At 63.2% G+C, this 18,648-nt stretch carries 18 protein-coding genes; 10 read left to right on the top strand and 8 right to left on the bottom strand.

From position 1 onward, the window contains the following. Positions 1 to 23: 23 nt before the first annotated feature. The 4 genes from AC1DMA_RS05180 to AC1DMA_RS05165 all read right to left on the bottom strand — a co-directional run bounded on the left by AC1DMA_RS05180 (position 24) and on the right by AC1DMA_RS05165 (position 4,900). Entirely contained in the window at positions 24 to 2,066 is a 2,043-nt protein-coding gene (locus AC1DMA_RS05180) for a PAS domain S-box protein (RefSeq protein ID WP_478143484.1), read from the bottom strand. A 2-nt stretch (positions 2,067 to 2,068) separates the two neighbouring features. Beyond that, the gene (locus AC1DMA_RS05175) at positions 2,069 to 2,800 is read right to left on the bottom strand and encodes a winged helix-turn-helix domain-containing protein (RefSeq protein WP_478143483.1); all 732 of its coding nucleotides are present in this window, start codon (positions 2,798 to 2,800) and stop codon (positions 2,069 to 2,071) included. 67 nt (positions 2,801 to 2,867) lie between these two features. Then, positions 2,868 to 4,595 (bottom strand): cation acetate symporter, encoded by a 1,728-nt coding sequence (locus AC1DMA_RS05170; protein ID WP_478143482.1) that lies wholly within the window; start codon positions 4,593 to 4,595, stop codon positions 2,868 to 2,870. Further along, complete coding sequence (locus AC1DMA_RS05165) at positions 4,595 to 4,900, bottom strand: DUF485 domain-containing protein (protein WP_478124045.1); 306 nt, start codon at positions 4,898 to 4,900, stop codon at positions 4,595 to 4,597. The genes AC1DMA_RS05170 and AC1DMA_RS05165 overlap by 1 nt, the downstream gene beginning before the upstream one ends. Before the next feature lie 128 nt (positions 4,901 to 5,028). Here AC1DMA_RS05165 and acs point away from each other — a divergent pair, with 128 nt between their 5' ends. Then, positions 5,029 to 7,005 (top strand): acetate--CoA ligase, encoded by a 1,977-nt coding sequence (acs, locus tag AC1DMA_RS05160; RefSeq protein ID WP_478143481.1) that lies wholly within the window; start codon positions 5,029 to 5,031, stop codon positions 7,003 to 7,005. A gap of 117 nt (positions 7,006 to 7,122) precedes the next feature. Here acs and AC1DMA_RS05155 read toward each other — a convergent pair whose 3' ends face one another. The 4 genes from AC1DMA_RS05155 to AC1DMA_RS05140 form a co-directional block, all read right to left on the bottom strand. After that, complete coding sequence (locus AC1DMA_RS05155; protein ID WP_478143480.1) at positions 7,123 to 8,361, bottom strand: potassium channel family protein; 1,239 nt, start codon at positions 8,359 to 8,361, stop codon at positions 7,123 to 7,125. Positions 8,362 to 8,407: 46 nt separating this feature from the next. After that, positions 8,408 to 8,977: a universal stress protein gene (locus AC1DMA_RS05150; RefSeq protein ID WP_478143479.1), complete on the bottom strand. Its 570-nt coding sequence runs from the start codon at positions 8,975 to 8,977 to the stop codon at positions 8,408 to 8,410. A gap of 27 nt (positions 8,978 to 9,004) precedes the next feature. Continuing rightward, complete coding sequence (locus AC1DMA_RS05145; protein ID WP_478143478.1) at positions 9,005 to 9,181, bottom strand: hypothetical protein; 177 nt, start codon at positions 9,179 to 9,181, stop codon at positions 9,005 to 9,007. Between the two features lie 338 nt (positions 9,182 to 9,519). Beyond that, positions 9,520 to 10,044, bottom strand: a complete 525-nt coding sequence (locus tag AC1DMA_RS05140) for a universal stress protein (protein ID WP_478143477.1) — start codon at positions 10,042 to 10,044, stop codon at positions 9,520 to 9,522. 382 nt (positions 10,045 to 10,426) lie between these two features. Between AC1DMA_RS05140 and AC1DMA_RS05135 the strand changes: the two genes are divergently transcribed. The 9 genes from AC1DMA_RS05135 to AC1DMA_RS05095 all read left to right on the top strand — a co-directional run bounded on the left by AC1DMA_RS05135 (position 10,427) and on the right by AC1DMA_RS05095 (position 18,543). Then, positions 10,427 to 12,700 (top strand): heavy metal translocating P-type ATPase, encoded by a 2,274-nt coding sequence (locus AC1DMA_RS05135; protein ID WP_478143476.1) that lies wholly within the window; start codon positions 10,427 to 10,429, stop codon positions 12,698 to 12,700. Between the two features lie 6 nt (positions 12,701 to 12,706). Beyond that, positions 12,707 to 12,844 carry a cbb3-type cytochrome oxidase assembly protein CcoS gene (gene ccoS / locus AC1DMA_RS05130; protein WP_478143475.1) on the top strand — a complete coding sequence of 46 codons (138 nt, stop codon included), beginning with the start codon at positions 12,707 to 12,709 and terminating at the stop codon, positions 12,842 to 12,844. Between the two features lie 65 nt (positions 12,845 to 12,909). Then, positions 12,910 to 14,349, top strand: coding sequence for a cytochrome-c oxidase, cbb3-type subunit I (gene ccoN, locus AC1DMA_RS05125; RefSeq protein WP_478143474.1), 1,440 nt, complete (start codon positions 12,910 to 12,912; stop codon positions 14,347 to 14,349). 9 nt (positions 14,350 to 14,358) lie between these two features. Then, positions 14,359 to 14,985 (top strand): cytochrome-c oxidase, cbb3-type subunit II, encoded by a 627-nt coding sequence (gene ccoO / locus AC1DMA_RS05120; protein ID WP_478143473.1) that lies wholly within the window; start codon positions 14,359 to 14,361, stop codon positions 14,983 to 14,985. Positions 14,986 to 14,995: 10 nt separating this feature from the next. After that, positions 14,996 to 15,133, top strand: coding sequence for a cbb3-type cytochrome oxidase subunit 3 (locus AC1DMA_RS05115; protein ID WP_478124035.1), 138 nt, complete (start codon positions 14,996 to 14,998; stop codon positions 15,131 to 15,133). 4 nt (positions 15,134 to 15,137) lie between these two features. Beyond that, a complete protein-coding gene (ccoP, locus tag AC1DMA_RS05110) occupies positions 15,138 to 16,076 on the top strand; it encodes a cytochrome-c oxidase, cbb3-type subunit III (RefSeq protein WP_478143472.1) in 939 nt (312 codons plus the stop codon). Between the two features lie 9 nt (positions 16,077 to 16,085). Further along, positions 16,086 to 17,525 (top strand): cytochrome c oxidase accessory protein CcoG, encoded by a 1,440-nt coding sequence (gene ccoG / locus AC1DMA_RS05105; protein ID WP_478143471.1) that lies wholly within the window; start codon positions 16,086 to 16,088, stop codon positions 17,523 to 17,525. 17 nt (positions 17,526 to 17,542) lie between these two features. Next, a complete protein-coding gene (locus AC1DMA_RS05100) occupies positions 17,543 to 17,821 on the top strand; it encodes a FixH family protein (protein WP_478124032.1) in 279 nt (92 codons plus the stop codon). Further along, complete coding sequence (locus tag AC1DMA_RS05095; protein WP_478143470.1) at positions 17,821 to 18,543, top strand: sulfite exporter TauE/SafE family protein; 723 nt, start codon at positions 17,821 to 17,823, stop codon at positions 18,541 to 18,543. Before AC1DMA_RS05100 ends, AC1DMA_RS05095 begins: the two co-directional genes overlap by 1 nt. The last annotated feature ends 105 nt before the right edge of the window (positions 18,544 to 18,648 follow it).

The raw sequence follows: 18,648 nt of genomic DNA, 5'->3' as shown, positions 1-18,648 counted from the left end.
CCGGCGCCCCTCGAACCGCGAAGCTATGGCACTGTAACCAGCGCCCGTGCCAATGCTTGCCTGAGCTCTGCACGTGTGAAAGGCTTGCGAAGCAGTTCCCGGCCGCTGGGTTCGTTGAGCAGTTCGCTCGAGAAACCGGACATGAGCAAGACCGGCAGGCCCGGGTGAGACGCGAGGGCAGCATCGGCCAGTTCGGTGCCGCGCTTGCCCGCGCCGAGCAGGACATCGGTGAGCAACAGGTCGATGCCTGAATTCTGCGCAAGCACGCGCATCGCTTCCTCGGCGTTGTTGGCAACCGCGATTTCGCAAGCGAGCGAAGTCAGAAACTGGCGGACGACGTCGCGGACTTCGGCATCGTCTTCCACCAGCAAGACGCGCAGGCCCGGAGGCAGTTCGTCGAGCGTTGTCGGGTCGAGGTCGTCTGCGGCGAGGTCCAGGCCCACCCGCGGGAGGTAGATCGTCACCGTCGTCCCCACGCCGGGTGCGCTGGCGAGGCTGACGGCACCATGGGACTGCCTCGCGAATCCGTAGACCGTCGAGAGACCCAGGCCCGTACCGCGGCCGGTTTCCTTCGTGGTGAAGAAGGGCTCGAACGCGCGCTCCTTGACGGATTCGGACATTCCGTCTCCCGTGTCCGAAACCGAGATGGCGACGAATCCGTCCTCAGGAGGCTGCTCGTGCTCGATGTCGAGCCCGTCGGGCAGGGAAGCCACCGAGCGACAGACGAATGCAATCGAGCCGCCTCGGGGCATGGCGTCACGGGCGTTGATGGCCACGTTCAGCAGTGCGGACTCGAGCTGCATCGGGTCCGCCATGCAAAGTGTTTGCTCGGATTCCAGCGAAATGACGATGTGCTGGTCCAGCGTGCGGCGCAACATGTCCCTGAGCGAACTCAGCAGCGCTGTCACGTCGACGACGGTGGGCTGCAGAACCTGCCTTCGCGAGAAGGCCAGCAGCTTGCCCGTCAACTCGGCGCCGCGCTTCGTGGCGCGTGAAGCGGCACCCACGAGCTGCTGAAGAAATGCATCGCCCGCATATTGAGGGGAGTCCTCCAGGACCTGGAGATTGCCGGAGATGATGGTCAGCAGGTTATTGAAGTCGTGCGCCACACCGCCCGTGAGTTGCCCGACCGTCTCGAGCCGCTGTGCATGATCCAGCGCCTCTTCGCTTCGTTCCCGCTGAAAGACGGTAGCCAGCATGCTCGAAAGAGATTCGAGGAATCGCGTCTCTTCGTCGCCCAGGCGCCCGGGCGTGCGCGAGCGCACCACCAGAATACCGATCGTGCGGCCACGGTCAGCCAGCGGCACGGAGAGCTCGCAAGCCATTCCCGCCCCGACGTACCGCTCCGGGATTCTGAAGCGCTGCTCGTGGGCGTAGTCGCTGATCAGGATGGGCTTGCCCTCGGCAACCACGCAGCCGGTGGGTGTGCCAGGCTCTATCCGAAGAGGGTCTCCGATCTGCTCGTTCGGCAACAGGCCCACACCGGCGGCGATCCGCAGTTCGAGACCGCTCGGCTTGAGAAGAAGGACCTTCGCCATCTCGACCTGCAAGGCTTCGGCGGCGATCCTGGAAACGAGTTCGGCGAGCGTGGACGAATGGGGCGCATCGACCGCATCACGACCGAATTGGGCGAGGTATTCGGCGTAGCGGGCGCGTTGCAGCGCCTGCTTCACGCGGGGATAGGCGCCGACGCCGCGGATCGCCGCGACAACGTAGGGGAGGCCATGATCCTGCAAAGGGCTCAGGGCGATTTCCACCATCACTTCGCTGCCGTCCCGCCGCTTTGCAACCAGGTCCATCTGCGTACCCATGGGGCGGGCGCGGGGAGATTCCGCATAGGCTTTGCGGTAGGCGGAATGGCGGGGCCTGATGGCGTTGGGCACCAGCTCGTCGACCGACAGGCCGATCAGTTCGGATTCCGTGTAACCCAGCAATGCGAGCGCTGCCGGATTGGCAAGTCCGATGACGCCCTGCAAATCGACCAGCAGCAATGCATCGGGGTAGGCGAGGAACAGCGAGCGGAAGACGGCGCCATCGTCGAGCTTTGGCACATTGAATCCGCCCATGGTCAAGCCGCCTCGACCTTGGGAACGAGGATGTAGCCCGCACCCCGCACTGACTTGATGATCTGGGGATTCTCGGGATCAGTTTCGATCTTTCGGCGCAGCCGTCCGATTTGAACGTCAATGGTGCGATCGAACGGCCCGGCTTCCCGGCCTCGCGTGAGTCCGAGCAGGAAGTCGCGCGACAGGACGCGGCCAGGATGCGTGAGCAGGATGTGCAAGAGATCGAATTCGCCGGAGGTGAGCGAGACCTCGCCTCGCTCGGCATTCAGCAGGCGCCGCGCTGCGGTGTCGAGCGCCCATGGCCCGAACTGCAGATGGGTTGGCGCCGCGGCGGCGGTGGCGGCGGGAACGGCCGCTTCGGTCGGCGCAAGACGCCGAAGAACCGCCTTGATCCGCGCCACCAGCTCCCGCAGGTCGAAAGGCTTGGTCACATAGTCATCGGCCCCCACCTCCAGTCCGACCACCTTGTCGACCGCATCGCCTCGACCGGTGACGATGACCAGCCCGCATCGCCAGTGTTCGCGCAATTGGCGAGCAATGGAGAATCCGTCTTCCCCCGGCAGGCCGAGGTCAAGCAGGACCAGTGCCGGGGCGTCGCGCTCCATGAGCCGGAAAAGCTCTCTTCCAGAATGCAGCTGGCTGACCCGAAAGCCCTGGCCTTGCAGATAAGTCGCAAGAAGTACGGCGATCTCGATTTCGTCATCGAGAACGGCCAAATGTATGGGAGATATCACCCCGGTATGTTAGTCGTGGATACCGCGCAATCGCAATGCAGCAGTGCGCTCCGGGGGCGCCGCCCACTCAGTGCCCGCTGGCGCCTGACGCCCCGATTCCGGTCTCCGATCGCACCTGCTGCGCCAGAAAGCCGTTCTTGTCGATGGTCGCGCGATCGCTGGCATCCAGAATCGAAAAGAGCCAGATGCCCAGGAAGGCCATGGGCATGGAGAACAGGCACGGTGATGCGAAGGGAAACAGGGATGACCCGGCCGGATGACCGAGCGTCGCTTCCCATACCGATGGAGAGACCACCGTGAGCGCGACCGAAGAGACGAGCCCAAGAAAGCCGCCGATGACGGCGCCGCGCGTTGTGCAGCCCTTCCAAAGCACCGACATGAACAGGACCGGGAAATTGGCGGAGGCGGCAATCGCGAATGCCAGCGACACCATGAAGGCAATGTTCTGTTTCTCGAACGCGATGCCGAGCAACACTGCCAGCGCGCCCAGTGCCACCGTCGTGATTTTCGACATGCGCAACTCTGACTTGCTGTCGGCCTTTCCCTTCTTCACGACGGTCGCGAACAGGTCGTGCGAAACCGCCGATGCGCCGGACAGCGTCAGTCCTGCGACGACCGCGAGGATCGTCGCGAAAGCCACCGCCGAGATGAACCCGAGGAACACGTTGCCGCCCACCGCACTGGCCAGATGGATGGCCGCCATGTTGCCACCGCCGCGTAGCAGCCCATCGGCGTCCAGAAAGCGTGGATTCGTCAGCACGAAGCTGATGGCACCGAAGCCGATGATGAAGGTGAGCAGGTAGAAGTAGCCGATCCAGCCCGTTGCCCACATCACCGACTTTCGCGCTTCCTTTGCACTGGGCACCGTGAAGAACCGCATCAGGATGTGCGGCAGGCCGGCCGTGCCGAACATGAGAGCCATGCCGAACGAGATCGCTGAGACAGGATCCTTGACGAAATTGCCCGGGCCCATGATCGACTGTCCGACCGCCGCGGCCGCTTCCGCGGTCTTCCCGTCCTTCAGTGCGAGGTCGGTCTTGATGTTGACGGCGCCCGCGAACATGGCTTCCGGGCTGAAGCCGAAGTGCCACAACACCGACAGCGCCATGAAGGTGGCGCCGCCCAGCAACAGTGCGGCCTTGATGATCTGGACCCACGTGGTGGCGGTCATGCCGCCGAACAGCACGTACACCATCATCAGCGAGCCGACGATGACCACCGCGATCCAGTATTCAAGACCGAACAGCAGCTTGATGAGCTGCCCAGCGCCCACCATCTGCGCGATCAGGTAGAAGGCCACCACGACCAGCGTGCCCGAAGCCGCGAAGATGCGGATGGGAGATTGCTTGAAACGAAACGCAGCCACGTCCGCGAAGGTGAACTTGCCAAGATTGCGCAGGCGTTCCGCCATCAGGAAGGTGAGGATCGGCCAGCCAACGAGGAAGCCGATCGAATAGATGAGGCCGTCGTAGCCCGCTGCCATGACCGCCGCCGAAATGCCGAGGAAAGAGGCGGCGGACATGTAGTCACCTGCGATCGCCAGGCCATTCTGGAACCCCGTGATGCCGCCCCCGGCGGTGTAGAAATCCGAGGCCGACTTCGTCTTCGCCGCGGCCCACTTGGTAATGAAAAGAGTGCCGACCACGAACAAGCCGAACATGCCGATGGCCGTCCAGTTCGTTGCCTGCTTTTGCGCCTGGCCGAGGTCGGCGCCGGCGGCGATCACCCCGGAAGACAGCGCGAGCAGCGCAGCCAGAGCCAGCAAGGCGCGCAGTGCATGGGTGTGCCGGTTCATCACAGCACCTCCTTGCGAACGGCTTCTGAGAGCACGTCGAACTCGGCGTTAGCGCGACGGACGTAGTAGGCGGTAATGAGGATCGTGAACACGATCACCCCAAAGCCAATCGGCATGCCGACGGTCATGACGCCTTCACCCAGCCTTTGAGCGAGGAATGGCTTGTTGAACGCCACGAGCAGCACGAAGCCGTAGTAGACGATCAGCATGAGCAGCGTGAGCATCCAGCCGAAGCGCGTGCGCTTGGCCTTCAACTCCTTGTACTTGGGTTGGCTGACGATTCGTCGAACCAGTTTGTCGTCCATGGGGTCTCCTGCAAATGACTGGGGGCCGATGCGATTGGAAGCCAGGGATATTTCCGTGAGCTTGCGCTAGCTCAAGGTTCGCAGCCTGAAGTGCCTCCAACATCCGCGAACCCTTCAAGGAGAAATGCATGAGTCAGCTCGACGTATCCAAGGCCCCAAAGCAGTACCCGCCGCCGGAGCGGCTTCTTCGCTCGGCGCATGTCGCTGGCCGCGCGGCATACGAATCGCTCGCAGCGGAGGCCGATGCCGACTACGAGGGGTATTGGGCCCGGCTGGCGCGGGAGTTCGTGGCTTGGAAGAAGCCCTTCACGCAGGTGCTCGACAGCAGCCGCGCGCCGATGTTCGAATGGTTCGCCGACGGCACGCTGAACGTGTCGTACAACTGCATCGACCGCCACGTGGAAGCCGGCCGCGGTGACAAGGTGGCGATCATCTTCGAGGCGGACGACGGTGCCGTGACGCGCATCACCTACTCTGAACTGCTTGCGCGAACGGCCCGGATGGCCAACGCGCTAAAGGCGCTGGGCGTTGGCAAGGGCGATCGCGTGGTCATCTACATGCCGATGTCGATCGAAGCCGTGATCTCCATGCAGGCATGCGCCCGCATCGGTGCGGTGCACTCTGTCGTCTTCGGCGGCTTCTCCGCGCAATCGCTCCATGACCGGATTGCGGACACCGGCGCAGTGGCGGTGGTCACCGCGGACGAGCAGATGCGGGGTGGCAAGGCTCTGCCGCTCAAGGCGCTGGTCGACGAGGCACTGGCACTGGGCGGTTGCGAGACCGTGCGCGAGGTGATCGTCTACCGGCGTACCGGCGGCGCGGTCTCGTGGCAAAACCGCGATCACTGGATGCATGAAATCACTGCGGCGCAGCCTTTGCATTGCGAGCCTGAGTGGGTGGGGGCCGAGCACCCGCTCTTCCTTCTCTACACGTCCGGCTCGACGGGCAAGCCGAAAGGGGTGCAGCATTGCAGTGGCGGATATCTCGTGCATGCGGCCGTGACCACGCAATGGACCTTCGACATCCATGACGACGATGTGTTCTGGTGCACGGCCGACATCGGCTGGGTCACTGGGCACACCTACATCGCCTATGGACCATTGGCTATTGGAGCGACGGAAGTGGTGTTCGAAGGAATTCCGACCTACCCGGATGCCGCACGATTCTGGAAGATGATCGAGCGCCACAAGGTGACAGTGTTCTACACGGCGCCGACGGCCATTCGGTCTTTGATCAAGGCTGCGGAGGGCCATCCAGACGTGCATCCGCGCAATAGCGACCTGAGCAGTCTGCGCGTGCTCGGATCTGTCGGCGAGCCCATCAACCCGGCAGCCTGGGAGTGGTATCACGAGCACGTCGGTGGCGGTCGTTGCCCCATTGTCGATACCTGGTGGCAGACTGAAACAGGCGGCCAGATGATCACGCCACTGCCGGGCGCCACGACATTGGTGCCGGGTTCATGCACGCTTCCCTTCCCGGGCATCATGGCAGCGATCGTGGATGAAACCGGTGGTGACGTGCCCAACGGGCAAAGCGGGCTGCTGGTGATCAAGAAGCCCTGGCCAAGCATGATCAGAACAGTGTGGGGCGACGATGCGCGCTACGCCGCAAGCTACTTTCCTTCCGAACTGCGCGGCTACTACCTCGCGGGTGACGGTGCGGCCAGAGATGCGGAAACCGGCTTCTTCACCATTGGGGGGCGCATCGACGACGTGCTGAACGTCAGCGGACATCGCATGGGTACGATGGAGATCGAATCCGCACTTGTGGCTTGTACCCATCTGGTCGCCGAGGCGGCTGTCGTGGGGCGCCCCGACGAGACCAGCGGCGAAGCGATCTGCGCGTTCGTCGTGCTCAAGCGTGCAAGGCCCACCGGGGAGGAGGCGCGCAAGCTGGCCATCGAGCTGCGAAACTGGATCGGAAAAGAGATTGGCCCTATCGCCAAGCCCAAGGACATCCGCTTTGCCGACAACCTGCCGAAGACACGCAGCGGAAAGATCATGCGTCGGCTCTTGCGCTCCGTGGCCAAGAACGAAGCCATCACCCAGGACATATCGACGCTGGAGAACCCGGCGATCCTGGATCAGCTCTCCGAAGCGCACTGAGGTGGCGTCGTCCATGGCAGCTGTCCGCGACGCTGGAGGACGCTGATTGCAGCCCTGTCGCGGGAGCGGGTCCGCCTCGGAGTTCTGAAGGGGCTTGTGCTTCGTGGGACACCGGCATCACTCCCGGCGCCCCTGCGTGAGTTGCTGCACGATCGCGTCGCGACTGAAGCGCTCGGCTCCCGTTGCAGCGGTATTTGTCCAGCTCGGCACGTTCAGCAGCAAGTAGGCGGCTAAGCCTTCCAATCGGGGTTCATAGCTTCTGCGTAGCTGCTCAATCGCGCGCAAGCTGGCCTCGTCGCTACGCCAGCTTGGCAGGATCCCTCGCATTGCCCGCGTGAGATGCTTCAGGGCCGCGGCATCTATACAACGAGCCGAAAGTTGATGCGCAGGCGCCACGCGCAGAGATTCGCTGGCTTCATCGAGGACTCGCCTCAAAGCGCAGAAGGTGGCGGTCGCTTGGTGTCGGCGTGAATCGTCGGCACCCGCGATCAGCAACGTGCACACATCCAGAACCACCGCGAGAGAGCCAAGCCAGGAATGGCCTTCGTGCTGAGAACGGTAATACGCCAGCATGGGATAGACGGCTTGGCTCTCGATCAGATCGCTTGCCCAGATTTCCCAGCCCCTCAGCCACCGCTCAAGTGCCTCCGGGCTGTCATGCGCGTGCCAGGCGAGCAGTGCCTCGGCGGTGGGAGGCGAGCCCGAGCGCGCGGAGAATTCAATGAGTTGTAGATCTCGACGGGTGAAATGTTGGTAGAGCACGGGCAAGTAGCCAACAGTCAGCGCGATGAAGCCAAAGCCCACGCCGGCTTCGAAGATCACCAACAGCCGCGCGAGGCGATGGTGCGGCACGTTGTCGCCGTAGCCAAGCGTGAAGAAGGAGTCTCCGCTGATGATGATCAGGTCAATCAGTGCGTCAGCCCCGGCGGTGTGCACCAGGCGTTGAAGGGCCCAGTGAATCAGTCCAAACCCAATGATCAGGCTCCAGCCCCACAGGGCGAAGAGCATCACCATTGCCAGCGGTCCGTAGACTCCAATAAAGTCCTCGCGCCGGCGGCCTAAAGGCCAGACCTTGGCGCATCGGGCCCACAGGTACCAGGTGGTTTGAAAGAAATACCGGTTCAGCCGCACTCGCCGACGCACTGGCCGCGGCAGCAGAACCACTTCAAAGGCGTCGACGAGGGTCGCCAGAACCAGGATTGCACCTATGAGCAAGGCGATCGCTGGCATCGTAGTTCGTCCAGAAAACGGTTGTTCAAGGGCAAGTGAGAGCGACTGAAACTCGAACCGTCTTCGCCAGCCTTTCAGCCGCTCGACGGCCCGGTGGAATTCAGTGCGTTGCGCTCCGGCGAACATCTGGCCATGACACTTCCATGCCCATCATCGCTCGAGAAACACTGTGTCAACCGCCGGTGTAGAGACGCTGCGTCGAGCTTCGACTCTGTGCGCGGCTATTCGAGCGAGAGCGCGGCCGAGGGCAGATGCACCTTGACGCTGTCCGATACGGACTGAGCCTTCGTGGCAGCCTCCGATGCGCGCACCAGCAGCACGGGAATGCGCGCATGACGCAGGATGTGTTCTGCACTGCTGCCATCACGAATCGATCGATACCACGACGGCCGTGAGTGCCCAGAACAATCAGATCCGCGTGCCAGTTGTTCGCCTCGGTCGTGACCTGCTCGTAGACCGGCCCGATGACACGATCGCACAACAGGGTATCGGCTTCTACGCCCGCCGCTTCAGCGGTTGCCTTCGCTGCATCGAGGATGCGCCCTCCGCCGTCGCGCAACTGCTTCATCCATTCGCCGGGATGGCCGGAGTAGGCATCCAATGCCAGGGAGAACGAAAGGTCGTCGATGACATGCAGCATCCGCAGACAGCCTTTGGTGATCTTCGCGAGTTCGATGGCCTCGTTCAATCCGCGCTGAGAGGTCGGACTGCCGTCGACGGGAACCAGAATGCGTTGGTACATGGCGTGCTCCGGAGGTAGATAGGTCCCTCAGTATCGGAGCCCCACCCTGGAGAGATCTTGATGTGGCGCAAATCCAGCGCAGAGTGCCGCACCCAGGATGACGCATGCTTCTGTCAGGCCCGCGGCAATCAGCAGGCCCGTCGCGCCGAGCGTAGCCATGACGAAAGCGATCGCCCTGAGCGCCGTGGATTGCTTGGTGCTCATTTGCACTGGGCTCTACTGAATCTTCAGCGTTCGGCTGGCGGAGCCTTCGCGCTGGGGCAAGGTGAGACGTAGCACGCCGTCTTCGAGCTTGGCCACGGACGTCGCTGAGACAGTCGTCAATCTGCAATCTCAGTCTATGTAAGGGCGTCCACAGGCTACTTGCGCTCGATCAAAATCAGGCGTGTCGAACTCGGGCCCCGAAGGCCTGGGATATCTTGCCCGCGCTGCCCGATCGCGAGATCCGCAACTGATGCGCGGCGACTCGAACTGGCGCCGTGCATTTCCTGACCGAGCCGATTGGACTTGGCGACCGTGGCGTCGTTGCCCCGGCCCGCAATTCAGTTTGTTCCAGTTTCAATCTCCGGCGCGTCTGCTTGCGAAGGCGCGGATGATCCGTTGTCGGCCTTCGACTCAGACCCCGTCGCGCGCACCAGAAGCACAGGAACCGGCGCGTATCGCAGGATATGTTCGGCACTGCTGCCCAGCACCAGCCGCCTCACCCCGCGGCGGCCGTGGGTGCCGATGACGATCAAATCCGCCGCCCATTTGATGGCCTCGGCCGTGACCATTTCATGAACCGCGCCGTGGAAGCTTTCGCTCAGTACGGCTTCGACCTCCACATCCGCCTTTGTCGCAATCCCCTTGGCCTCGTTGAGCACACCTTGGCCGGCCTTGCGCAAGAGGCCCAGCCAGTCCCCGGAATAACTTGAATACGCGTCCATCGCGACCGCAAATGAGAGTTCGTCGACCACATGAATAAGACGCAGGCGGCCTTTAGTGAGTTGGGCGAGATGGATGGCCTCGTCCAAACCGCGGCGTGATGTAGGACTTCCGTCAACCGGAACAAGAATTCGTTGGTACATGGCGCGTTCCTTTGGCAATGGAGATGTGACCAGTATCGGATCGTCCCAGCGTCGCCCATTGATATGGCGCAAGCGAGGCCACGGTTGGGTGCGCAACGCTGAATCTCAAGCCGCGCATCGCAGCCCCAGGCCAGGATCACGCAACGACCGTCCCGAAGAAAGTGCCCGCGGCATAGGTCACGGCCATCGCGAGTGCACTCCAGAAGGTCACGTCACAAGCTACTTTCCTTCCGAACTGCGCGGCCACTATCTCGCAGGAGACGCTGCGGCCAGAGATGCGGAAACCGGCTTCTTCACCGTTGGGGGGAGCGGGGGTGGCGAGACTGCCATTGGCTTGATTCAGATCAAGCTTCGGGTGCAAGACAAGCAATAGCCTCGGCCGATGCAAGCTGTGCTCTCGTTTGGTCAGGCAGTGCTCGACGATCCGGCCGAATGGGCGGGGTTCGGCCGCGCCATCGACGGAGACCCGGCCACGGGGCGCTGGGAATCGCAAGTCGTGGTCGACGGCATGCGTTGCGCGGCCTGCGCGCTCGCCGTTGAAGAGGCCGTGGGCCGGGTGCAGGGCGTCGAACGCATCGACGTGAGCGCCGCCAGCGGACGCGCCCGCATCGTCTGGTCGGCGGCCACAGTTCGGCCTTCGCGATGGTTCGAAGCGGCGGCAGCAGCGGGCTATCCGCTGGTGCCGGCCGGTGACATGTTTGCGCGGGCGCGGCGCAAGCGAGAGGGCCGCCTTGCGCTTTGGCGCTGGCTGGTGGCGGGCTTCTGCATGATGCAAGTGATGATGTACGCATACCCCTCGTACATCGCGCGTCCGGGCGACATGTCTGCGGATGCCGCCCAATTGCTTCGCTGGGCGTCCTGGGTTCTCACGCTGCCTGCCATTGCCTTTTCATGTGGGCCGTTCTTCCGCAGCGCGCTGCGCGATCTGCACGTGCATCGCGTCGGCATGGATCTTCCGGTCGCGCTCGGCATCGCGATCACATTCATCGTCAGCAGTGCGGCGACCTTCGATCCTCAAGGGCGGTTGGGCGAACAGGTGTATTTCGATTCACTCACGATGTTCGTCTTCTTCCTGCTCACCGGTCGTTGGCTGGAGTCGCGACTTCGGGACCGCACCGCCGGCGCACTCGAGGCATTGATGAACCGGCTCCCCGACAGCGTCGAGCGGCTCGGTGGCGACGGAACGTTCTTGCGTGTCTCGGTGCGCCGGTTGGCGGCAGGCGACGTCGTCAGGGTCCTGCCGGGTGAAGCATTTCCGGCTGACGGCATCGTGATTGACGGCAACACGATGGCCGACGAGGCGCTCTTGACCGGCGAATCGCGCCCTGTGCAGCGCTCGCAAGGCGCGCGCGTGCTCGCCGGAAGCCACAACGTCGCGTCGATGGTACGTGTGCGGGTGGATTCAGTGGGACAAGACACGCGTTTCGGGCAGATCGTCGCATTGATGGAAAGTGCTTCGCTGCAGAAGCCGCGCCTGGCGCAAATGGCCGACCGCGCCGCAAAGCCCTTCCTGCTTGCCGTGCTTGCCGCCGCTGCGCTGGCGGCTGTGTTCTGGTGGAACATCGATCCCGGCAAGGCGCTGATGGCGGCCGTCGCCGTGCTGATCGTGACATGTCCCTGTGCGCTGTCGCTCGCCACGCCGGCCGCAATGCTCGCGAGCGCAGGGGCATTGGCTCGCAGCGGCGTGGTCGTCCGCAATCTTCAGGCATTGGAAGCCCTTGCGTCGATCGACACGGTGGTCTTCGACAAGACCGGCACCCTCACGCGCGATCTACCTCGGCTGGAGCGCGTCTATTGCCGTCACGGCTTGCGGCCTGGTGATGCGCTCGAGATCGCTGCCGCATTGGCTGCGCAGTCGCTGCATCCCGTTTCGCGCGCACTCGTGAATGCATGGAATGCGCAGTTCCGCTCGTCACCTTCGTGGGAGGCCTTGGAGACAACGGAGCACCCCGGCAACGGCATCGAAGGTCGATTGCTGCGGAAGGGGAGCATCGACCCCCTCGCACGCCACGTGCATCTGGGATCGGCCTCGTTCTGCCGCGTGCCGACTCTGCCTTCGGACGCCATGCACGTGCATCTCGCCGACGAGCAAGGATGGACCGCGACCTTCGTTCTTGCGGAGGATCTTCGTGCCGACGCCAAAGCTGCGATCGCTGCGCTCATGGCGCAAGGAGTGGCCGTGCAGTTGCTCTCCGGGGATCGCGGCGCCGCCGCACAGGAGGTCGCCGGGCGAGTCGGAATCCCGGACGCGCGTGGCGACTGCATGCCCGAGGAAAAGCTGCGCGCGGTGCAAGAGCAGCAAGCGCGCGGACGCCGTGTTGCGATGGTCGGCGACGGATTGAACGACGGCCCTGTGCTCGCGCAGGCGAATGTGTCGTTTGCCTTTGGCGGCGCAGTTCCGCTGGCGAAAGCCAGGGCCGACTTCATCGTGCTTGGCGATCAGCTTGCCGTGATTCCGCAGGCCATCGAACAAGCCCGCCGCACGCTTCGCACAGTGCGGCAGAACCTGGGATGGGCCGCTGCCTACAACACGCTTTGTGTGCCACTGGCCTTCATGGGCTTGCTTCCGGCGTGGCTGGCGGGCCTCGGTATGGCGGCAAGTTCTCTGGTGGTGGTACTCAACGCCGCGCGCCTGGCGCGGCAGGCAGGAAGCTGAACGCCAATGGACATTCTCTTTTTGCTGATTCCGTTCTCGGTCGTGCTCGTGCTGGTGATCCTCGGCGGGCTTTGGTGGGCCGTCGATGATGGGCAGTTCGAGGACATCGAGCCCGAGGGCGAGCGCATCCTGCGAAGCGATTGATCTGCATCAAGCCTTTGGTGGTGGTCCCCCGGGACACTTGCCCGAGTTCAAGGAAGGACCTGATGATGCAATCTCCGAATTCTCCCGCTGCGGTGTACAGCGACACCGCAGTCCGGCAGTTCGCCATCATGGCTGTCGTATGGGGTGTGGTGGGAATGCTGGTCGGCGTGATCATCGCGTCGCAGTTGGCCTGGCCGCAACTCAACTTCGGAGTTCCGTGGCTCAGCTACGGGCGGCTTCGGCCATTGCATACCAATGCGGTGATCTTCGCCTTCGGCGGATGCGCCTTGATGGCGACCAGCTTCCACGTGGTGCAGCGCACTTGCCAGACCCGTCTCTTTGCGCCCGGCCTTGCGTCTTTCGTGTTCTGGGGATGGCAGGCGGTCATCGTTGCTGCCGCCATCAGCTTACCCATGGGCTACACCAGCGGCAAGGAATACGCGGAGCTCGAATGGCCGATCGACATCCTGATTGCATTGGTGTGGGTGGCCTACGCCATCGTCTTCTTCGGCACCATCGGCACTCGCAAGGTGCGCCACATCTATGTGGCCAACTGGTTCTTCGGGGCGTTCATCATTGCTGTGGCTCTGCTGCACATCGTCAACAGCGCGGCAGTCCCTGCAGGCTGGATGAAGAGCTATTCGGCGTATGCCGGTGTGCAGGACGCCATGGTCCAGTGGTGGTACGGGCACAACGCCGTGGGCTTCTTTCTGACGGCGGGCTTTCTCGGAATGATGTACTACTACGTTCCGAAGCAGGCAGGCAGGCCGGTGTATTCGTACCGCCTGTCGATCGTGCACTTCTGGGCGCTGATCTTCACGTACATGTGGGCGGGGCCGCACCATTTGCACTACACGGCCTTGCCTGACTGGACGCAGTCGATCGGCATGGTGTTTTCGCTGATCCTCCTTGCGCCCAGTTGGGGCGGCATGATCAATGGGGTGATGACGCTCTCAGGTGCCTGGCACAAGTTGCGCACCGATCCGATCCTGCGTTTCCTGATCGTGTCGCTGTCCTTCTATGGCATGTCGACCTTCGAGGGCCCGATGATGTCCGTCAAGACCGTCAATGCCCTCTCGCATTACACGGACTGGACCATCGGCCACGTGCATTCGGGCGCCCTCGGCTGGGTGGGCTTCATCACGATGGGTTCGCTCTACTACCTGATCCCGCGGCTCTACAACCGGACCGAGATGTACAGCGTCAAGGCCATCGAGCTGCACTTCTGGATGTCGACGATCGGGATCGTTCTCTACATCGCGGCCATGTGGATCGCGGGTGTGATGCAGGGGCTGATGTGGCGCTCCATCAATCCCGACGGCACGCTCACCTACACGTTCGTCGAAGGGGTGAAGGCCACTTATCCCTACTACATGGTTCGCGTCGTCGGCGGTCTGCTCTACCTGGGCGGCATGCTGGTGATGGCGTGGAACGTGGCCATGACGGTCGTCGTGGGCCGTTCGATTCGCATGGTCATCCCGACGCCAGTGCTGGCAAATGCCTGAGGAGATTCGATGAGCACCAGTACCCCGAAGTCCGGCTTCTCGCACGAGAAGATCGAGACCAACAATTTCCTCATGATCGTGCTGGTCCTGCTGGTCGTCGCCATCGGCGGGCTGGTCGAGATCGTGCCGCTGTTCTTCCAGAAGTCCACCACGGAGGCGATCACGGGCCTGAAGCCGCCAACGCCGCTGCAGGTTCTGGGGCGCGACATCTACGTGCGCGAGGGTTGCTACAACTGCCATTCGCAAATGATCCGGCCCTTCCGGGCCGAGACGATGCGCTATGGCCACTACTCCGTGGCCGGCGAATTCGTCTACGACCACCCGTTTCAGTGGGGCAGCAAGCGCACTGGTCCCGATCTGCACCGGGTGGGTGGCAAGTACAGCGACGAATGGCATCGCATTCACCTGAACAATCCGCGCGACGTGGTGCCGGAGTCGAACATGCCGGCCTATTCATGGCTGGAGACGACTCAGGTCGATCCTGGTGAAGCCCCCGCGCACATGCGCGCCTTGCGTCATGTCGGCGTGCCGTTCACCGACGAGCAGATTGCCGGTGCGTCGAGTGAAGTCAGCGGCAAAACAGAGATGGACGCGCTCGTCGCGTATCTGCAGTCCCTCGGACTTGCACTGAAGTAGGGAGCCTTCGATGGACATCACCACCTTGCGCACCTTGGCGACTCTGGTTTCCTTCGCCACCTTCATCGGAATACTCGTCTGGGCCTACTCCCGCCGACGCGCAGAGGGCTTCAATGAGGCGAGCCGCTTGCCCTTCGAGCAGGACTGACACCATGAGCGACTTCATCCATGAATTCTGGTCACAGTACGTGGCCATTGCGACTCTCTTGAGTATCCTGGCCTGCGGACTGCTGCTTTGGCTTACGGCGCGAGCCAAGGTGCCGGGCGGTGCGGACAACACGACCGGGCACGTCTGGGACGAAGACTTGCGCGAAATGAACAACCCGTTGCCGCGCTGGTGGATGGGCCTGTTCGTCATCACGATTGTGTTCGCTCTCGGCTATCTCTTCGCCTACCCGGGCTTGGGCACCTATCAAGGCCGCCTCGCGTGGAGCACAGATTCCGAATATGCAAGGGACGTCGCCGCTGCCAACCGCGAACTCGAGCCCATATATGCCTCTTACACGGCGATGCCCGTGGAGCGAGTGGCTGCGGATCCGGGAGCCATGGCCATCGGCGAGCGACTGTTCCTGAACAACTGCGCGCAATGCCACGGCTCGGATGCGCGCGGTGGTAAGGGCTTTCCCAACCTCACCGACAACGACTGGCTGCACGGCGGTACGCCCGAGAAGATCAAGGAAACGATCACGCTCGGCCGCATCGGAGTGATGCCGCCCATGGCGCAGGCGGTGGGCACGCCGGAGGACGTGAAGAACGTCGCCAACTATGTGCTGAGCTTGTCCGGGAGTCCACATGATTCCGTGCGGGCCGGCCTGGGCAAAAGCAAGTTCACGGCTTGCGCGGCCTGCCATGGCATCGGTGGCATCGGAAACACAGCGGTAGGCGCGCCAAACCTGTCGGACAGGATCTGGCTGCATGGCTATGGACAGGAGGCGATCATCTCAATCATCAACACCGGCAAGACCAACCAGATGCCGGCGCAGCAGGGGCGCTTGACGGAAGCGCAGCTCCACGTGCTGACATCGTTCGTCTGGGGCCTGTCGAACAAGCCCGGTTCATCCGCCGCCGCGCCTGCGCCTGCCACGCCTTGAGGTCAAGCAATGCCAGATTCCGCGCCTGACTCGAACGTGCCCAAAGGTCGGGTGATTCCGATCGCGGTCGCCGACACAAGCGTCGGCCTCTATGAGGCGCACAAGAAGGTCTATGTCCGCTCCGTGCAGGGGCTGTTCGCACGCTGGCGCTGGGTGATGGTGTTCGCCACGCAACTCTTCTTCTACGGGCTGCCGTGGATCGAGTGGGGCCAGCGGCAGGCGGTGCTCTTCGACCTCGGCGCACGGCGCTTCTACATCCTTGGTCTCGTCCTGTATCCGCAGGACTTGATCTATTTGACCGGGCTGCTGGTCATCTCGGCGCTGTCGCTCTTTCTGTTCACGGCCGTCGCGGGCCGCCTGTGGTGTGGCTATGCCTGTCCGCAGACTGTCTATGCCGAGATCTTCATGTGGGTCGAGCAGAAGATCGAAGGCAGCCGCGCCGCACGAATGCGCCTGGACAAGGACCTCCTTTCGACCGAGAAAGTCGTGAAGAAATGGTTCAAGCACGTCGTATGGCTCGGAATCGCGATGTGGACCGGCTTCACTTTCGTGGGCTATTTCTCCCCGATCCGCGAATTGGCGCTCGCGTTTCTCCAGACGCGAATGAACTCGTGGGAAGTGTTCTGGGTTTTCTTCTACGGCTTTGCAACCTATGGCAACGCCGGCTTCATGCGCGAGCAAGTCTGCAAGTACATGTGCCCCTATGCACGCTTTCAGAGTGCGATGTTCGACCGCGATACGCTCATCGTCAGCTATGACGCAGAGCGCGGGGAGCCGCGCGGTGTGCACGCCAAGGGCAGCGACCCCCGCGCGCAGGGTCTCGGGGATTGCATCGACTGCGGATTGTGCGTGCAGGTCTGCCCCACGGGCATCGACATCCGCCAGGGGCTGCAATACGAATGCATCGGCTGCGGCCTGTGCGTGGACGCCTGCAACACCGTGATGGACAAGATGACCACCGCCCGCGGCCTGATCCGGTATGCCACGCAGAATGGCATGACCGGACGCTGGTCCCCGAAGCAGGTCCTTGGCCGCATACTCCGGCCGCGCGTGCTGGTCTATGGCGCCGTGCTGGCAGCCTTGTGCATTGGCTTGCTGGCAAGCCTCGTGCTCAGAACGCCGCTCAAAGTCGACGTCGTGCACGACCGCGGCACGCTTGCTCGCATCGCCGAAGGCGGCCAACTCGAAAACGTGTATCGGCTGCAGATCATGAATGCGACCGAGCGGCCACAACGCTATCGCATCACGGCGACAGGGCTCGACAACCTGCAGCTGGTGCCGCAAGAGCCGGTCGAAGTCGGGCCTGCGCAATCGCGTTGGGTCGCCGTGCGTCTGCAACTGCCATACGGCGGTGCGGCGCCCGGCTCACATCCGGTCTACTTCGACGTGCGCTCGGCGGACGACGGCGCCCGGGTCTCGGAGAAGGCCACCTTCGTGGTGCCACGCTGACAACCAAAGGACACCCCATGACCGGGAACACTGCCACTACCTCCTTGACATGCGCGCCGTGGTGGCGCTTTCCGCTGCTGTGGATGGTGCTGGGTGGCCCGGCCGTGGTGGTGGTCGCCAGCTTCGTCACACTTTGGCTGGCGGTTCGCACGCCTGATCCGGTGGTCTCGGAGGACTATTACAGGGAGGGTATCGAGATCAACCGCGCGCTTGCTGAAAAGAAGCACCTTCCTGCTCTTACCGCGCGGAATCATTCGGCAACGCCCGCTGCGGACGTTCCTCGTTCGAGGCGCTGATGGCCGTGGGAGGACAAGCGGCACTCATCGGCACGGCACTCCTCATGGGGTTGGCGGGCGGGCCGCATTGCGTGGCAATGTGCGGCGCGGCGTGTTCGGGCGTGATCCGGATTGTTCGGGCACCGGAAGGCGGCGTTGCCTCGCTGTCCGGTGGCACGAGCGGCTTCGGCGCGGCCTTGGCGCTGCACGCGGGCCGAGTGGCCGGCTATGCGGCGGCCGGCGCCATCGCGGAAGTGGCGGCGCAGGGCCTGGCTTTCGCGAGCGAACAGGTCGTGGCATTGCGGCCGCTTTGGATGCTTCTTCATGTGTTCGTATTGATTTGGGGTCTCTCGCTGGCGGCGCTGGGGCGTCAACCCCGATTGGCGCTTCAGGCCGGACGCGCGCTGGCACGTCGATTGAGGCCGCTGACAAGGTCGAGCGCTGGTGCTCTTGCAACCGGCGCGCTCTGGGTCTTCATGCCGTGCGGGTTGCTCTACTCCGCTTTGATGCTTGCTGCTTTGGCAAACGGGGCGCTGCAGGGCGCAGCCCTGATGGCCGCGTTCGCGCTGGGCAGCGGCATTTCGCTGGTCCTTGCGCCTTGGCTGTGGCAGTGGCTGCGAACGGGCGCGGGTGTCGTCCGCAAGGAGTGGGGCAGCCGGATCGCCGGGGCTTTGCTTGCGGCCGCGGCGCTCCAGGGCCTTTGGATCGATCTCAGCCACCAACTGGACGGCTGGTGTCGCTGAAGCATCTGCGAGAGCAGGACACCGGATCGATACAAGGAGTTCACGCACTGTTACGGAAGCATCCGGCCTGTTCACGGTCGCGTTGCGCCAGCTTTTTAAGCTGCA

The organism is Variovorax sp. 05N34, from assembly GCF_056397405.1.
Note: the sequence above shows the minus strand (reverse complement) of the source record. Positions and strands in the feature narration are given on the sequence as shown.

Excerpts from the sequence above, each read along its gene's own strand:
- AC1DMA_RS05180 (WP_478143484.1), bottom strand. The coding sequence starts at position 2,066 with ATGGGCGGATTCAATGTGCCAAAGCTCGACGATGGCGCCGTCTTCCGC.
- AC1DMA_RS05140 (WP_478143477.1), bottom strand. The coding sequence starts at position 10,044 with ATGTACCAACGAATTCTTGTTCCGGTTGACGGAAGTCCTACATCACGC.
- AC1DMA_RS05155 (WP_478143480.1), bottom strand. The coding sequence starts at position 8,361 with ATGTTCGCCGGAGCGCAACGCACTGAATTCCACCGGGCCGTCGAGCGG.
- AC1DMA_RS05165 (WP_478124045.1), bottom strand. The coding sequence starts at position 4,900 with ATGGACGACAAACTGGTTCGACGAATCGTCAGCCAACCCAAGTACAAG.
- AC1DMA_RS05145 (WP_478143478.1), bottom strand. The coding sequence starts at position 9,181 with ATGAGCACCAAGCAATCCACGGCGCTCAGGGCGATCGCTTTCGTCATG.
- AC1DMA_RS05135 (WP_478143476.1), top strand. The coding sequence starts at position 10,427 with ATGCAAGCTGTGCTCTCGTTTGGTCAGGCAGTGCTCGACGATCCGGCC.
- ccoP (WP_478143472.1), top strand. The coding sequence starts at position 15,138 with ATGAGCGACTTCATCCATGAATTCTGGTCACAGTACGTGGCCATTGCG.
- ccoO (WP_478143473.1), top strand. The coding sequence starts at position 14,359 with ATGAGCACCAGTACCCCGAAGTCCGGCTTCTCGCACGAGAAGATCGAG.
- acs (WP_478143481.1), top strand. The coding sequence starts at position 5,029 with ATGAGTCAGCTCGACGTATCCAAGGCCCCAAAGCAGTACCCGCCGCCG.
- AC1DMA_RS05170 (WP_478143482.1), bottom strand. The coding sequence starts at position 4,595 with ATGAACCGGCACACCCATGCACTGCGCGCCTTGCTGGCTCTGGCTGCG.
- AC1DMA_RS05115 (WP_478124035.1), top strand. The coding sequence starts at position 14,996 with ATGGACATCACCACCTTGCGCACCTTGGCGACTCTGGTTTCCTTCGCC.
- ccoS (WP_478143475.1), top strand. The coding sequence starts at position 12,707 with ATGGACATTCTCTTTTTGCTGATTCCGTTCTCGGTCGTGCTCGTGCTG.
- AC1DMA_RS05150 (WP_478143479.1), bottom strand. The coding sequence starts at position 8,977 with ATGTACCAACGCATTCTGGTTCCCGTCGACGGCAGTCCGACCTCTCAG.
- ccoG (WP_478143471.1), top strand. The coding sequence starts at position 16,086 with ATGCCAGATTCCGCGCCTGACTCGAACGTGCCCAAAGGTCGGGTGATT.
- AC1DMA_RS05100 (WP_478124032.1), top strand. The coding sequence starts at position 17,543 with ATGACCGGGAACACTGCCACTACCTCCTTGACATGCGCGCCGTGGTGG.
- AC1DMA_RS05095 (WP_478143470.1), top strand. The coding sequence starts at position 17,821 with ATGGCCGTGGGAGGACAAGCGGCACTCATCGGCACGGCACTCCTCATG.
- ccoN (WP_478143474.1), top strand. The coding sequence starts at position 12,910 with ATGCAATCTCCGAATTCTCCCGCTGCGGTGTACAGCGACACCGCAGTC.